Below are 15422 nucleotides of genomic sequence, written 5' to 3' on the forward strand. Positions count from 1 at the left end.
CGCTATCATCAGCGTTGACTTCATTGGAAAGGATACTGCATGAACATCATGATCGTGGGCGCCAGCCGGGGCCTGGGACGCGCGCTGGTGGATGGTCTGCTCGCTGACGGACATGCCGTCATCGGCGTATCGCGCCAGCAACCCTCCGACTTGCCCGCCGGCCAGGGCACGCAGCTGCAATGGATCGCAGCGGACCTGGCGGCACCCGCCGAGGCCGTCGAATGCATCGCGCGCGAAGCGCCCGCCGCACTGGACGCCGTGATCTACAACCTCGGCGTGTGGGAAGAAAAGGCGTTCAGCGATGACTACGCTTTTCTCGGCGATGCGGACGACGCCATCGTCGACATGGTCAATACCAACATCACGGCGACGATATTGCTGCTCAAGCGCCTCGTGCCCCGCTTGCTGGCCAGCAGCAAGCCGCAGCTGATACTCACGGGGTCGACGTCCGGCTTGCGCCAGAGCGGTCGCCCGGAAGTGACGTTCAGCGCGTCGAAATTCGCCCTGAACGGCATCGCCGACGCCTTGCGCGAAGGTTTCCGCGAGCAGGGGCTGGCTGTGACGGCATTGCAGCTGGGCTACCTGAATACCTATGACGGCTTGGCCGTGCCGCTGGCGGACGCTGCCGCGCGGGGCGAGGGCGAACTGATCCCCGTGCATGACGTCGTCGCCGTCGTGCGCATGCTGCTGAGCCTGTCGAATGCCTCGTTCGTGCGCGAACTGGTGATGCCGGCGCTGCGTGACGAGCGCTTTTAGGTTTTTCGCCTGAAACAGCGCCCTGGTTTGCCGCATGTTGGCGGGCGTGACGAGCTGGGGCCGCGCTTGCCGCGTCAGCCGGCACACGGCTTCCTGCGCCTGGGTGCACGTGATTCCACCTGCCGCGCCAGTGTGTGCATGTCGGGCGCCAGCCGCGCGTCGAGCAGGTTTTTCGCATCGAAACCCAGCGCCTGGGCGCGTTCTTCGCCTTTGGCTAACAGCGTCGTCAGGGAGCGCGGCATCTGTGCAAAGCCGGGGATGGTGATGCCGTAGACCGACATGGATTTCCTCATTAAAAGGGCGAGAGCGATGCCGGCAGGATGCCCGGGCCAGCCGTGTTTCAGCGTGCCGGTTGAACATGCTACAGTCCGCCATTGCCGCCAAGCAGGAGCGGCGCCCTCTGGATCATGCGCTATGCCCACTTGGACTTCCCCACCCCAACTCGTCGCCCTTGCCGCCTTTTATGCGCAGGCGCAAGCCCATCCTGAAACGCTCAGTGATGCTGTCTTCCTGGACACTGTGAAAGCCGCCCACTGGCCCACCAACTGCTGGAGCTATGTGGAAGCATCGTTCGCCATCATCGCGCCCGCCTGCCTGCTGCGTCCGCATTTGACTGCCGAGCTGATCGCCTTGCCCATCGACGCCATGATCGCCGGCGGCCTGGACAATGCGGGGCAGGTCATCGCGATCGGCCTGGCCTGCGCCACGCGCGACGCGCCGTATGTGGAGCCGAGCGAGGAGGGCAGGCGCTGGCTGACGCAAGTGTGGCCGGGACTGGGCGAACTGGCCGAGGCGGTATTCCAGACCAGGCTGCAAGAGGCAATGGAAGAGGAGTAAGTCTGCGCTTGACCGGTAAAGCTGGTTTACGTTACGGTATACGTAACTGCTTACATATATCTTGCTAATCATGACCTCCACCCTGCAAACCTACGGCTCCCTGATGCTGGCCAGCCGCCTGCGCCGTCTTTCCGATCAACTGTATGCCGGTGTCGATACCAGTTATGTGGCGGCTGGCGTCGAGCTGACGTCGCGCTGTTTCCCTTTGTTATTGCTGCTGCGCGACAACGGCCCCACATCGATCACGGCCCTGGCCGCGCAGATCGGGCAGACGCATCCGGTGGTGGTGCAGCTGGGGCGCAAGCTGCTCGATGCCGGCGTGGTGGTGGAAATGCCGGACGCCAAGGATGAGCGGCGGCGCCTGCTGGCGCTGTCCGACGCCGGGAAAGCCTTGCTGCGCGATATGGCGCCCCTGTGGGACGACGTGCGCGCGGCCGTCGATAGCGTGTTCGAGCAGTGCACGCCGCAACTGATGGCCAGCCTGGACCGGGCGGAAGCGCGCCTGCATGCGCAAGGTTTCGGCGAGACGATCGCCGCCTGCCGGCGCCAGCGCGAGCGGGCCGCCGTGGAGATCATCGATTACGCGGCGCCCTATGCGGCCGACTTCAAGCGCCTGAATATCGCCTGGCTGGAACGGTATTTCTATGTCGAGGCGCTCGACGACAAGGTACTGTCCGATCCGCAAAGTTCCATCCTTGACGCTGGCGGGCAGATTTTCCTCGCGCGCCTCGATGGCAGGATCGTCGGCACTTGCGCGCTGATCCGCGCCGATGACGCCAGCATCGAGCTGTCGAAGATGGCCGTCACGCCAGAGTGCCAAGGCCTGGGCATCGCGCGCCGGCTGATCGAACGGGCTTTCGACGCCTTCGAGGCCAGCGGTGCGCAACTGCTGTTCCTGGAGTCGAACAGCAAGCTGGCGCCCGCCATCCGCCTGTATGAAAGCAGCGGTTTTGTCCACGTGGCGCGGCCGGCCGGCGACGCCCATTACCAGCGCGCCGACGTCTACATGGAGTGGCAGGGCAGGTAGCACATTTGAACGCACCCATTGGCCGTCTCCCGCGTTACAATACGCGCACCCATAACGGAACCACGGTTCCACTATCGAGAGACGCCGACGCCGCATGCCTTCCTTTCCGATGCCCTTCCCGCAGATGATCGTTCCCCCCGAGCCCACCCAGGCGCGCAGCAAGCAGGCGTTCGAGCGCCTGCTGCAGGTCGGTGAACAGTTGCTGGCGGAAAACCGTTTCGATGAAATCGGCGTGGCCGACCTGGCGAAACTGGCGGAAACCTCGGTGGGCACGTTTTACCGTTTATTGGGCGACAAGGACACCCTGAGCCGTTTGCTGCTACAGCGCTTTTTTTCCGACATGGTGGAAAAGGTCGAGACCCTGACGGAGCTGCGCCAGTGGGAAGGGCGCAGCCTGGAAGAGTTTATCCGCGCCATGGTGGCCATGTTCGTGGCCGTGAATGGCGGGCGCAGCGGCGTCTTGCGGGCCCTGATCACGCGCGCGTCGCAGGATGCGCAATTTCGCGACAGGGTGCATCAGATCAATCATCTGATCTCGCAACGCACTGTAGCCGTGCTGGCCAGCAAGTCATCGAGCATCCGCCACCCGAACCCGACACAGGCGATGATGGTGGTGCCGCCCGTGCTGCTGGGCATCCTGAACCAGCACACCCTGACGGGCTCGCTGTCCTTTTTGTCGGGTGCGGCGCTCGAGGATGAACTGGTGCGTGTTGCTTTAAATTACCTGACTTGAACTATTTAGCGATTTAACTTGAAATCGGAATTCGGATTCCGTATTATGTTTTCCAACAGCGGGAAAACATATTCCTGCACCTGAACACAAAGCATGTTCAACAGCAAGGAGACAGAATGCGGCGTCACACGACATCCGATGTTCCATTGCATTACCTCGACCTGGGTCTCGGAACTGAGACGGGGCAGGGCGAAGCCGCGCAGTCAGAGCCCGTTTTCTTGCTGCACGGCCTCGGTTCCTGCGCCGAAGACTGGCGCCCGCAAATCGACGCCCTTGGCGGTACCTTTCGTCTGATCGTGCCCGACCTGCGCGGCCATGGCGCCAGTCCCGCGCCGAATGGCGACTGGCAGATCGGCGACTTTGCCAACGACCTTTTCAATCTGATGGACCAGCTCGACGTGCCGCGCGCGCACATCGTCGGCTTTTCCCTGGGTGGCATGGTGGGCCTGGAAATGGCCAACCGTGCGCCGGGCAGGGTGGCCAGTTTGTGCCTGATCAATTCTCAACCGTTCCAAGGCAGAAAACCTGCCGCGCTGCTGTTTGCCTACTGGCTGCGCCGCACGGTGATCGCCACGTTTGGCCTGAAAACCATGGGCAAGATCATCGGCAAGAAGCTGTTTCCCGATCCTGCCCAGAAGGCCCTCGTCGAGCGCTTCGCCACGCAGATGGCGGGCATGGACAAGCGCGCCTACCTGGCCGCGCTGGACGCCATTTTTCACTGGGATATCGATCCTCACTTCCAGGCCCTGGCCATGCCCGTTTTCATCATGGCGGCCGACCAGGATTACACGCCCGTCGCCAGCAAGCGGGCCTTTGCCGCACAGTTTCAGCAGTGCGAGATCGAGATCATCGCGAACTCGCGCCACGCCACGCCCCTGGACCAGGCGCAGCGTGTGAATACCTTGTTGCAGTCCTTCCTTACTATAAATTCAAAATAAACAGGCCACTCGCCGCACGGGCCGAGGGCCGGGAAACAGTCATCGCAGGGCAGGTGCTCGCATTGCGCGCGCGGGTACCGCTACGTCTTGCGATCCTGGCATCCGGTCGTCTTCCCTGGTGGCAGGCAAGCCTGACATTGGAGACGCTATGAAACTTGCTTTGAAATTGATGCCCGCCGCCCTCGCCGTTGCCGGCGCTTTTGCCACCCAGGCCCAGGCGCAGGAAACCATCCCGGCCACCGCCGCCAGCGCCCAGGAAGCCAGCGAGGCGAAAGAACGCATGGAAACCGTGACGGTCTCTGCCCGCCGCCGCGAAGAGCGCCTGCAGGACGTGCCGCTGGCCGTCACGGCGTTTTCCGCCAAGGCCCTGGAACGGGCGAATATCCAGAACCTGGCCGACTTGCAGGAGCGCGTGCCGAACCTGACCGTGTACGCGTCGCGCGGCACGAACACCACCTTGACGGCCTTCATTCGCGGTGTGGGCCAGGCCGATCCCGTCTGGGGCGTTGACCCGGGCGTGGGCATTTATTTCGACGACGTCTACATGGCCCGGCCGCAAGGCGCCTTGCTCGACGTGTTCGACGTGCAGCGCATCGAAGTGCTGCGCGGTCCGCAAGGCACCCTGTACGGCAAGAACACCATCGGCGGCGCCATCAAGTACATCTCGCGCCCCTTGGCGAAGGAAAACGGCGCGTCGGCGGAAGTGGGTATCGGCAACTACAACCAGCGCAATTTCAAGGCCGCCTTCAATCTGGCCAACGAGAGCGGCACCTGGCGCGCGCGCCTGGCCGCCGCCAAGCTGGACCGCGATGGTTTCGGCCGCAACACTTTCAATGGCGAACAGGTCAGCGACCAGGACAGCACGGCCGCGCGCCTGTCCGTCGGCTATTTTCCGCAAGACATCCCTTTGACCGTCGTGCTGAGCCTGGACGCCACAGATGACAAGTCCGGCGTGCGCGGCTTCCAGCGCATGGGCGTGAGCGCGTTCGACCCGCTCAAGCGGCCGGCCAGCACGGATGCGTACGATATCCAGAGCGGCATGCCGGGCCATAACTTCACGCACAACCGGGGCGGCTCGCTGGTGGCCAACTACACCTTGTCGAACGACTGGTCCGTCAAAGTGATCGGCGCCAAGCGGCGCAGCACGTCCGAGCAAACCATCGACTTCGACGGCTTGCCGCAGCCGATTGCCGACGTGTTTGGCGACTCGCGCGACGAGCAGAAGAGCCTGGAATTGCAGGCCTCGTACAGCGGGGATTACGGCGCCGGCGTGATCGGCCTGTACCGCTTCGAAGGCACGGCCGGCGGCGGCATCTACAACAATTTCCTGGGGCGCCAGTTCACGGCCGCCGTCAGCACGGTGGAGACGGACAGCACGGCGCTGTACACGGACTGGACCTGGCCGCTGGGCAAGGTGTGGAGCATCAATGCGGGCTTGCGCCACACGCGCGAGGAAAAGCGCGCCATCGTGCTCAACCGCGCTTTTGCGGACGTGGGCTTTACGCGGCCCATCCAGACGGCGGCCGATTTCGACAAATCTTTGTCAGTCAGCAATACCTCGCCGAAATTGTCCGTGCGCTACGAAGCGTCGAAGACGACGAATTTCTACAGCAACCTGTCGCGCGGTTTCAAGTCGGGCGGCTACAACGTGCGCGCCAACAACCTGGTGGTGCCCGATTCCGCGCGGCCGTACAAGGATGAAAAACTCGACGCGCTGGAAGTGGGCATGAAATACGCGGCGCCGGACGATACGTTCGACGCAAACGTGGCCCTGTTCTACAACCGCTACAAGGATATCCAGTTGTCCGTGTTTACCAGCTATGTGCAGCCGGGCGGCGTGCCGGGCTTCTATGGCGACTTCACGAATGCGGGCAAGGCGACCGTGAAAGGCGCCGAGTTTGAATTTTCGTGGCGGCCGAACCGCCAGTGGGAAGTCAACGGTTTCCTTGCATTGCTGAACGCCAGCTACGACGAGTTCATGAGCGGTGGCAGGAATATCGCGGATACGCAAAAGTTCAGCAATACGCCAGCCCGGCAAGTGGGTCTGAACCTGACGCGCACGGACCGCGGCATCGTCGGCGGCACCTTGCGCAGCATGGTCGGCTATGGCTACCGCAGCAAGGTCTACCCGACCACGGACTTGAGCGAAACGCTGGCGCAGGGCGGCTACAGCATCTGGACGGCTGGCGTCGTGTGGGAAGCGCCGAAGAACTGGACCTTCAGCCTGCACGGCAGCAACCTGGGCAACAAACGCTACCGCACGGATGGCTACAACATTCCGGCCGTGTTCATCCTCGACGGTTTCTACGGTCCGCCGCGCCAGATCATCGCCAAGGCCGGCTACAAGTTCTAAAAGGTTGTTGAAGTGCCAGCCTGGTTAGCGCCAGGCTGGTTTGTTGTCGCTGTTTTCGTCCTTAATAACAATCAGGAGACTGGCATGGCACATCTGCATCACCAACTGCGTCACTTCGTATCCGCACTCATCGCCGCCTGCGGCTTGCTGGCCGCGCTGCCGGCCTTTGCTGGACAGTGGGACTTCGGCCTGTACGCAAGCCTGTGGGGATCGCGCGAATACCAGGTTTGGCTACCGAGCAATTACAATCCGAACACGCCGCTGCCCGTGGTGCTGATGCTGCACGGCTGCGGTTCCGAGCCCAACAGCATGGCCGCCGTCAGCCGCTATAACCAGCTGGCCGACAGCGAAAACTTCATCGTCGTCTATCCGCGCCAGAACGTCACGGCCAATCCCATGCGCTGCTGGAATTTCATGTTGCCGCTGAACCAGGAGCGGGGCACGGGCGAGCCGGCCGTGCTGATGGGCATCTTGAACAAGGTCAAGAACCAATATGCGGTGCAGGATAGCCGCGTGTATGTGACGGGCATCTCGGCGGGCGGCGCCATGGCGTCCATCATGGCCGCCTGTTACTCGGACGTGTTCGCCGCCGTGATGGTGCATTCGGGCGGTATGTACAAGGGCGCCATCGGCCTGGTCACGGCTGCCGACTCGCTGTTCAACGGCAGCTCGTTCGACCCGAAAGTGCGGGGCAAGGATGCGTGGCGCTGCTCCGGCTCGCCGCGCCGGTTGATGCCGACGATGGTGTTCCACGGCACGTCCGACATCGTCGTCAATCCCGTCAACGGCGAGCAAACCATCGAGCAATTCCTGCAGACCAGCGATTATGGCGACGATGGTCTCGACAATGATAGCGTGCGCTACCGTGCCGACAGCATCGTGCGCCAGACGGTGCCGTACGGCCGCAGCTACTCCGTCGACACATACTTGCGCAACGGCGCCGTCATCGCGCAAAAATACACGGTCGAGGGCATGAACCACGCATGGAGCGGCGGCCCTCCCGGATGGCCCTTCAGCGATGAACTGGGCCCGGACGCCACCGTGATCAGCTGGAATTTCTTCAAGAATTACCAGCGCTGATGGCGTGAGGAAGTTGCAGCTTGGATAGTGGGGCGCAGCGATTGCGCCCCATTTTTATACTGGAACGTGCGCTGTGCCCCGTCGCGCCCGAGGACGTCAGCTTGCACACGTCCTGACGCGCGCTTCTCCCGGTATTTCCTGCTAACTATATAATCTGCGCTTGGGCGATACCCGCCCCTGAACGTCGATTGAAGGAATGCCATGCCAGGATACATGCCAGCTTATTTCGTGCGCCCCTTGGCGCTGTGTGTCGTGTCGGCTCTGTGCCTCCCTGCCAATGCCGCCGAGGCGGTGGCGGTCGATGCGCAGCAGCGCGCGTCCTTGCTGGAGTTTTATGCGCAGCAATATCCGGGCGAGCCGGCTGCGCGCACCGTGTTCGAGAGCGTGCCCGTAGTGGGCGGACGCGGCAGCGAAGTGGTGGGCAGCGTGGAAACGTCGCCGTATCGCGGCCATGGCGCACTGTGCCGGACGCAGCGCACCAAGTTCGTGCTGCACGGCGAGGGCAAGCAGGCGCGCTGGCAGGAGGCGGGGATGGAGTATTACGCCTGGCTCGACCGTGGCACCTGCCGGCCTGTGGCTGAACCCGTGCGCATGCTGCAGCGTGTCCCCGATGGGGAACTGGAAGGCGTGTTGCTTTATCAAAAGTCGCTGCTGGAACGGGCGCGCTTGCTGATGGCTGGCAATACGGCCTGCGCCCCGTTGCGGGCGCTGAAGTTTTCGCTGGCGGCCGTCGACGTGGGCGCCGCCGCACCGCGTGCGGAAGAGCGTTATGCGCTCGTGTTCAAGAGCGACCGCGACAGCTACGCCCGTGTCTGGCTGCGCAAGAGCGGTGCCCAGTATGACGCATGGAATGTGACTTGCCCGCCAGTGCTGTAAGCTGCGCACCCTCGATTTATTTTTTTGACTGTTGCAATCATGAACGAAAATTCCACTTCCGCCCGCAGCTGGGGCACCATCGTCACGCATAGCGACGAAATGGCCATCATCTATCGCTATGTTGATACTTTCCATGATGACTGGGACCTGTCGTCGCAGCCGGACCGCATCATCATTGCCTGGCGTTACGAGGACGAAACGGGCATGCCCGCGCCGAACGAGCGCGAGCACATGGAGGAACTGGAAGCGGCGCTGGCGCCCGTGGTGGAAGAAGACGGCTTCGCCACCTTGGCGCTGGTGTCCACGGGCGAAAACTTGCGTGAATGGATTTATTACACGCAGTCGGGCGAAGAGTTTTTCAATCGTCTGAACACGGCGCTGGCGCCGCGTCCAAAGTTCCCGATCGAAATCCGCAGCGCGGCCGACCCCGCCTGGTCCACGTATGCGGGTTTCATGGCAGCACTGCCGAAGTAATTACACCAGCGCGGCCGTCACGATGCGCGTGGCGGCCGTGATGATGTCCTGATTCGTGTCCGCTTTTTTCTGTTCGCGCGTGTAGTACACGGCGATCACCAGCGGTGCGCCGCTGGCCGGGTAGGCGACGCCGATGTCGTTGACGCTGCCATAGGCGCCCGAGCCCGTTTTATCGGCCACTTGCCAGCCGGCAGGCACGCCGGCGCGGATGCGTTTGTCTCCCGTCGTGTTGCCGCGCATCCAGGTATCGAGTTGCTGGCGCTGCGGTGCCGGCAAGCTATTTCCCAACAACAATTGCTGCAAGCTGTGCGCCATCGACGCGGGGCTGGCCGTGTCGCGCACTTCGCCAGGGATGGCGCTATTCAATTCCGTTTCCCAGCGTTCCAGCTGGAACACCGTATTGCCGATGCTGCGCGCAAACGCCGTCACGGCTTGCGGCCCGCCCAACAGTGTCATCAGGAAATTGGCCGCGCTATTGTCGCTGTACTGCAAGGTGGCGGCGCACAGGTCGGCCACGTTCATGCCGTCGGCCAGATGCTTTTCCGTGATGGGCGAGTAGGTGACCAGTTCTTTTTTCTCGTAACGCACGTGCTGATCCAGCAAGCCCGGCTGGCTGACGCTGCGGGCCAGCACGGCACCCGCCAGCATGGCCTTGAAAGTGCTGGCCAGGGGAAAGCGTTCGTCGGCGCGATAAGCAATGCGCAGCTCGCTGCCCTGGCGCCAGGCGGCAACGCCAAGGCGTCCGCCTGCGGCTTGTTCCAGCGCGGCCAGCTGCGTCTGGACGGTGGCGATGCTGGTGGCGGGCGCTGCAAACAGCAGCGGTGCCGGGCACAGCAGGGTAGCGCCGCCGGCCAGCAGGAGGTTACGGCGGGCGTGGTTCAGGGATTCAGTCATGGTCTGTCAGTGTTTTTGGAGTGGAAAGGGTGGCCAGCAGTTCGCCGATGGCGAGCAGGTTGGCCGGTTTGGTCAGATGGTGGTCGAAGCCGGCCGCGCTCGATTGGCTACGGTCGTTTTCTGCGCCCCAGCCCGTCAATGCAACGAGCACGACGTTGGTGCCGGCCGGTATCCGGCGCAGCGCGCGCGCCACTTCGTAGCCGTTCATGCCGGGCAAGCCGATGTCGAGGAAGATGACGTCGGGTAAGAATTGCGGCGCCACAGCCAGGGCTTGTGCGCCATCATGGGCCACTTGCGTGGCATGGCCCATCATGTCGAGCACGGCGGCGAGGGTAACGGCCGCGTCGACATTGTCGTCGACCACCAGCACGCGGAACTGCGGTCCGCTGGCGGTGACGGCGGTGACGGCGGTGACGGCGGTGACGGTGGGCACGGCAGGCGCGACGGAGGTGGCTGGCTGCGCCGCCAGCAGGGGCAGGCGTACGCTGAAAGTACTGCCCAGGCCGGCGCCGGGACTGGCCACCGCGGCACTGCCGCCATGCAGCTCGGCCAGGCGACGCACGAGCGACAGGCCGATGCCCAGGCCGCCTTGCGCGCGCCCCATGTTCTGTCCCACCTGCGTGAACATGTCAAACACGGTCGTGATCGATTCAGCGGGTATGCCCACGCCGCTGTCCTGGACTTCGATCAATGCCTCGTGGCCATCGCGTAATGCGCGCAAGCTGATGTGGCCGCCGGCCGGCGTGTACTTGGCGGCGTTGTTGAGCAAATTGCCCAGCACTTGCGCCAGGCGCGTGGGGTCGGCCTCGAGCGGCAGCGCCTGCTCGTCGAGTTCTACACGCAACTGGTGGCGGCCCGCTTCGATCAGCGGCATGCTCGTCTCCACTGCGCAAGCGATGATAGCTTTCAAGTCCGTGCGTTCGAGCTTGAGTTCGATCTGGCCCCGCGTGATGCGGGCCACGTCCAGTAAATCATTGACCAGATGCACCATCTGATTGACTTGCCGCTCCATCACGTCGCGCACGCGCGCCACGGTGGCGGGCTTGTCGGCGGCCAGGCGCATGATCTGCAAGCCATTGCGGATGGGCGCGAGCGGGTTGCGCAGTTCGTGCGCCAGGGTGGCCAGGAATTCCGTCTTGCGCCGGTCCATTTCGGACAGGTTGTCGGCCAGCTGGCGCAATTGCTGCTCCGAGCGCTTGCGCTCGCTGATGTCGCTGAACAGCACCGTCAGCAGGCGGCTGCCGGGGCCGCCCAGGCGCGCGGCGAAGACTTCGAACCAGCGCTCCATGGCCACGGCTTCGTTTTCATAGCGCACGGGCTCGCCCGTCTTGACGACCTGGTCGTACAGGTCGAACCAGTGCTGGTCGTGGTCGGGCACGAAGCTGCGGATGGTCTTGCCGATGGCGTTTTCCAGTCCCGACTGCTTGACGAAGGAGGGATTGCCTTCGAGGTAGCGGAAATCGACGGGGCGGCCCTGCTCGTCGTACAGCATTTCGATCACGCAAAAGGCCTGGTCCATCAGCTCGATCAGGGTGCGGTAGCGTTCCTCGCTGCGGCGCAGCGCATCTTCCACCTGCTTCTGGCGCGTGATGTCGAGCAGGACGCCGGGCAATTGCAGGGGCGTGCCATCGGGCGCGTATTCCGCGCGGCCCCGCGCGATGACCGAGCGGTACTGGCCATCGCCGGCGCCGACGCGATAACTGGCCTCGAACGGCGTGTGCGCCTGCAGCGCCTCGGTAATCTGCGCGCTGACTTGCTCGCGGTCATCGGGATGGATGATGTCCAGGTAGCGCGCCAACGGCGCCGCCGTGGCCGCATCGGCATTGACGGGGAACAAACGCGCCATATTGCTGTCGGCTGTGACCCGGTCGGCAACGATGTCCCAGTTCCAGGTGGCCACTTCGCCGGCCGCCAGGGTCAGGCGCAGGGTTTCCTCGTTCTGCTTGCTGGCCGTCAGGTCGAGCGAGATGCCGGACAGGGCGATCACGTTGCCGGCGCCGTCGCTGGCGCAGGTGCCGCGCATGTGCGCCCAGTGCAGCGAACCATCGGGCCAGCGCACGCGCAGGTCGATTTCGAAATCGCCAGCGCTGGCGATGGCCGCGTGCACTACGGCTTGCCAGTGCTGCAGGTCGCCGTCGAGCATGGCGCCCGTCAGCTGCGCGTAATCGATGTGGCTGTCAGGCGGCAGGCCCAGATTGGCCTTGAACGCATCGGAGCCGGCCATGCTGCCGCTGCCCAGGTCGATCTCCCACGCACCCATGCGGCCACCTTGCATGGCCAGGCGCAGCCGCTGTTCCGTCTGTCGTTGCTGCGTCACGTCGCAATGCGAGCCCAGCCATTCAACGATGCTGCCATCGGGCGCCAGCACCGGCAGCATGCGCACGAGCATATTGCGGTAGGCGCCGCTGACGTGGCGCAACCGGTATTCCGCTTCGAACACGCTGGTCAGGTGCGAGGGCACGACGTAAGGCAAGTTGCGGTCGTCCGGATGCAGGGCATTGACCCAGCCGCGGCCCAGCAGTTCGGCTTCGGTCTGGCCCGTGAAGGCGCGCCAGGTGGGCTGGTCGGCATCGAACTGGCCGAAGGTTTTTGTGCTCCAGACGATGTCGCAATGGGCGCTTAGCAGTAAATGCGCCGCCTGGGCGGCGACGGTGGAGGACGGGACGGCATTGCTGGGCAGGCTGGGTTCTGGCATGGCGGCGATCAACGATGGTGCAGGGGGCCGCCGCCGCACTGGAATGGGGCGGCATGGCAGCGCAAGTCTGGCGATATTACAACTATTTTTACCGTCGGGGCTGTCTTGCAGGATGCCAATTCCGCTTTCGTCTGGCCTGGCGAAAAAGGCATGCCATACGGCAAGTCATCAGGGCAAATTGCAAGGCAAGGGCGTTATTGTGGCTGAATAACCACTAGTGGGCCCTTTATGTTGATGAATGAATATTTTACATAACAATATTCTTGCAGCGCATAAGGCGCTTGAATTAAATTGGCGCCTTACTCAAAAGTTGGTGTTCATCAGACATCCCGGAGATGCGGCCGCTACCGCTGTCAGCCAGCACGACAGCCAGGGCAGAGCCAGTGACGCCAGGAGCGGAGAGACATCCGCTCGCGCTGCTGCACCGTGATGGTGCACACGATCATCCAGCGCCGTACATAAGCCGGAGACAGGTTTCGCAATTCTTTTTTTAAACTTCTGGGAAACAACATGATCAAGATGTCCAAGATGCACAAGCGGTTGTGCGCCAAAAGCGCCGCCATGCTGGCACTGTCCGCAGCCCTGCCTATCGGTTCGGCTTATGCAGATGAAGTCGCTGCTGATACGGCGCCTGCCGCCAGCCAGCTGGAAACCGTGACCGTGACGGCGCAGCGCCGCAAAGAAAATATCCGCGACGTGCCCGTCTCTGTTTCGCTACTGCGCGACGAGAAGCTCGACGTGCTGGTCTCCAGCGGTCAGGATATTCGCGTGCTGGCTGGCAAAGTGCCGAGCCTGAACGTGGAATCGTCGAACGGCCGCACCTTCCCCCGCTTCTACATCCGCGGCTACGGCAACACCGACTTCAACATCTTTGCATCGCAACCTGTTTCCCTGATTTACGACGATGTCGTGCAAGAAAATCCTATCCTCAAGGGCTATCCGATTTTCGACGTGGCTGGCGTGGAAGTATTGCGCGGCCCGCAAGGTACATTGTTCGGCCGCAATACGCCTGCCGGCGTGGTCAAGTTCGAATCCGTCAAGCCGAACCTGGACAAGGTTGAAGGCTATTACAACGTTTCCGCCGCCACGCACAACACGACCAACTTCGACGGCGCCGTCAACGTGCCGCTGAGCAAAGAATGGGCGCTGCGCTTCTCGACCCTGCGCCAGCACCGCGACGATTACGTCGACAACACGTTTACGGGCCAGAAAAACGCGCTGGACGGCTACGATGAACACGCCGAACGCGTGCAACTGCTGTACGCACCGAACACCATGTTCAACGCCCTGTTCAATGTGCACCAGCGCAGCACCACGGGCAGCGCGCGCATCTTCTACGCCAACATGATCAAGCAGGGCACGAACGATATCGTCGACGGCTTCGACCCGAACAAGTCGTTTACGAATGCACCGAACTTCCAGCGCTTGCGCACCAACGGCGCCAGCGCCCGCCTGAGCTGGGACCTGGACGGTATTAAACTGTACTCGATCACCGGCTTTGAACAGGTCGGCAATTACGTGTCGCATGGCGACATCGATGGCGGCACGCCAACGGGTCCTGGCGTCATTCCTTTCCAGGTTGAAACGGCCGGCGGCATCACCAGCGTGAAGCAGTACTCGCAAGAATTCCGCGCCGAATCGAAAAATGCCGGTCCGCTCAACTGGCAGGCTGGCGTGTACTACTTCAACGAAGATGCCAATGGTTTCACCGACAACTTCGATACCAACACGCATGTGCTGACCACGCATCTGGCCAGCCGCCAGAAGAACTCGGCCTGGGCAACGTTTGGCTCCGTCAACTACGCCGTCAACGATGACTTCATGCTGCGTGCCGGTTTGCGCTACACCAAGGACAAGAAGGATTTCAACACGGTGGAAGCGACCAACATCGTGCAGGTCAGCCCGACCAGCGCCGATGTCAGCAAAGCCAAGGTCAACTGGGACTTGAGCGGTACCTATAAATACAACAAGGACGTGAACTTCTACGGCCGTGTCGCCACCGGTTTCCGCGCGCCAAGTATCGCCCCGGCCAGCACCAGCGTGCCTGTCACCGTGGCCGATGCGGAAACGATCACCTCGTTCGAAGCCGGTATCAAGGCCGACCTGTTCGAGCGCCGCGCCCGCGTGGCCTTCAGCCTGTACAACTATCAGGTGAAGAACCAGCAATTGACGGTCGTGGGCGGCACCTCGAACGTGACGCGTTTGATCAATGCAGCTAAGACGAACGGCCGTGGCGCGGAATTGGAACTGGAAGGTTTTGTCACGCCGAGCCTGAAGATGTCCCTGGGCGGCAGCTACAACTTCACGGAAATCAAGGACCCGAGCCTGTCGATCGCTACCTGCGCCCAAACGCGTTGTACCGTGACCGATTCGCTGACCACCGGCAACCGTGCCATCATCGACGGCAATCCATTGCCGCAAGCGCCGAAGTGGACGATCACTGCCACGGGCCGTTATTCGATCCCGATGGAAAACGGCGAATTCTTCGTCTTCACGGACTGGGCTTACCGCAGCAAGATCAACTTCTTCCTGTATGAAGCGACCGAGTTCACCGGCAAGGCAATGGTCGAAGGCGGCTTGCGCGTGGGCTACACCTGGGATGCTGGCAAGTATGAAATGGCCGTTTTTGGCCGCAACATCACCGACACCCAGCGCATCACGGGCGCCATCGACTTCAACAACCGTACGGGCTTCATCAATGAGCCACGTCAGTTTGGTGTGCAGTTCAAAGGCAACTTCTAATTGCCTGATACCAGGCG

General features: G+C 62.6%; 14 protein-coding genes. 11 read left to right on the top strand and 3 right to left on the bottom strand.

Annotated features, from left to right (window positions below):
• Positions 1–39 precede the first annotated feature (39 nt).
• A complete protein-coding gene (locus KO538_RS20820; protein ID WP_219329523.1) occupies positions 40–756 on the top strand; it encodes an SDR family oxidoreductase in 717 nt (238 codons plus the stop codon).
• A 74-nt stretch (positions 757–830) separates the two neighbouring features.
• Here the strand turns inward: KO538_RS20820 and KO538_RS20825 are convergent, their stop codons facing one another.
• Positions 831–1037, bottom strand: a complete 207-nt coding sequence (locus KO538_RS20825) for a DUF1993 family protein (protein ID WP_219329524.1) — start codon at positions 1035–1037, stop codon at positions 831–833.
• Between the two features lie 133 nt (positions 1038–1170).
• Here KO538_RS20825 and KO538_RS20830 point away from each other — a divergent pair, with 133 nt between their 5' ends.
• The 8 genes from KO538_RS20830 to KO538_RS20865 all read left to right on the top strand — a co-directional run bounded on the left by KO538_RS20830 (position 1171) and on the right by KO538_RS20865 (position 9074).
• Entirely contained in the window at positions 1171–1593 is a 423-nt protein-coding gene (locus KO538_RS20830; protein WP_219329525.1) for a hypothetical protein, read from the top strand.
• Positions 1594–1663: 70 nt separating this feature from the next.
• Entirely contained in the window at positions 1664–2620 is a 957-nt protein-coding gene (locus KO538_RS20835) for a bifunctional helix-turn-helix transcriptional regulator/GNAT family N-acetyltransferase (RefSeq protein WP_219329526.1), read from the top strand.
• A 94-nt stretch (positions 2621–2714) separates the two neighbouring features.
• On the top strand, positions 2715–3353 hold the full coding sequence (locus tag KO538_RS20840; protein ID WP_035825265.1) for a TetR/AcrR family transcriptional regulator: 639 nt from the start codon (positions 2715–2717) through the stop codon (positions 3351–3353).
• 116 nt (positions 3354–3469) lie between these two features.
• Positions 3470–4291 carry an alpha/beta fold hydrolase gene (locus KO538_RS20845; RefSeq protein ID WP_219329527.1) on the top strand — a complete coding sequence of 274 codons (822 nt, stop codon included), beginning with the start codon at positions 3470–3472 and terminating at the stop codon, positions 4289–4291.
• Between the two features lie 148 nt (positions 4292–4439).
• On the top strand, positions 4440–6644 hold the full coding sequence (locus KO538_RS20850; protein ID WP_219329528.1) for a TonB-dependent receptor: 2205 nt from the start codon (positions 4440–4442) through the stop codon (positions 6642–6644).
• 84 nt (positions 6645–6728) lie between these two features.
• Positions 6729–7724, top strand: coding sequence for a PHB depolymerase family esterase (locus KO538_RS20855; protein WP_219329529.1), 996 nt, complete (start codon positions 6729–6731; stop codon positions 7722–7724).
• A gap of 213 nt (positions 7725–7937) precedes the next feature.
• Positions 7938–8600, top strand: a complete 663-nt coding sequence (locus KO538_RS20860) for a hypothetical protein (RefSeq protein ID WP_072454331.1) — start codon at positions 7938–7940, stop codon at positions 8598–8600.
• Between the two features lie 39 nt (positions 8601–8639).
• Complete coding sequence (locus KO538_RS20865) at positions 8640–9074, top strand: DUF695 domain-containing protein (protein WP_052755885.1); 435 nt, start codon at positions 8640–8642, stop codon at positions 9072–9074.
• On the opposite strand, the gene bla is transcribed toward KO538_RS20865, so the two are convergent.
• Together bla and KO538_RS20875 are read right to left on the bottom strand one after the other, a co-directional pair.
• A complete protein-coding gene (gene bla / locus KO538_RS20870; protein WP_219329530.1) occupies positions 9075–9968 on the bottom strand; it encodes a class A beta-lactamase in 894 nt (297 codons plus the stop codon).
• Positions 9961–12663 (bottom strand): PAS domain-containing protein, encoded by a 2703-nt coding sequence (locus KO538_RS20875; RefSeq protein WP_219329531.1) that lies wholly within the window; start codon positions 12661–12663, stop codon positions 9961–9963. Before KO538_RS20875 ends, bla begins: the two co-directional genes overlap by 8 nt.
• On the opposite strand from KO538_RS20875, the gene KO538_RS20880 reads away from it, so the two are divergent.
• A complete protein-coding gene (locus KO538_RS20880; RefSeq protein ID WP_219329532.1) occupies positions 12662–12874 on the top strand; it encodes a hypothetical protein in 213 nt (70 codons plus the stop codon). The two genes, KO538_RS20875 and KO538_RS20880, sit on opposite strands and share 2 nt — an antisense overlap.
• Positions 12875–13173: 299 nt before the next feature.
• On the top strand, positions 13174–15405 hold the full coding sequence (locus KO538_RS20885) for a TonB-dependent receptor (RefSeq protein WP_219329533.1): 2232 nt from the start codon (positions 13174–13176) through the stop codon (positions 15403–15405).
• The last annotated feature ends 17 nt before the right edge of the window (positions 15406–15422 follow it).

Source organism: Janthinobacterium sp. NKUCC08_JDC (assembly GCF_019345575.1).
In the GTDB taxonomy this organism is placed as follows: Bacteria; Pseudomonadota; Gammaproteobacteria; order Burkholderiales; family Burkholderiaceae_D; genus Janthinobacterium; species Janthinobacterium aestuarii.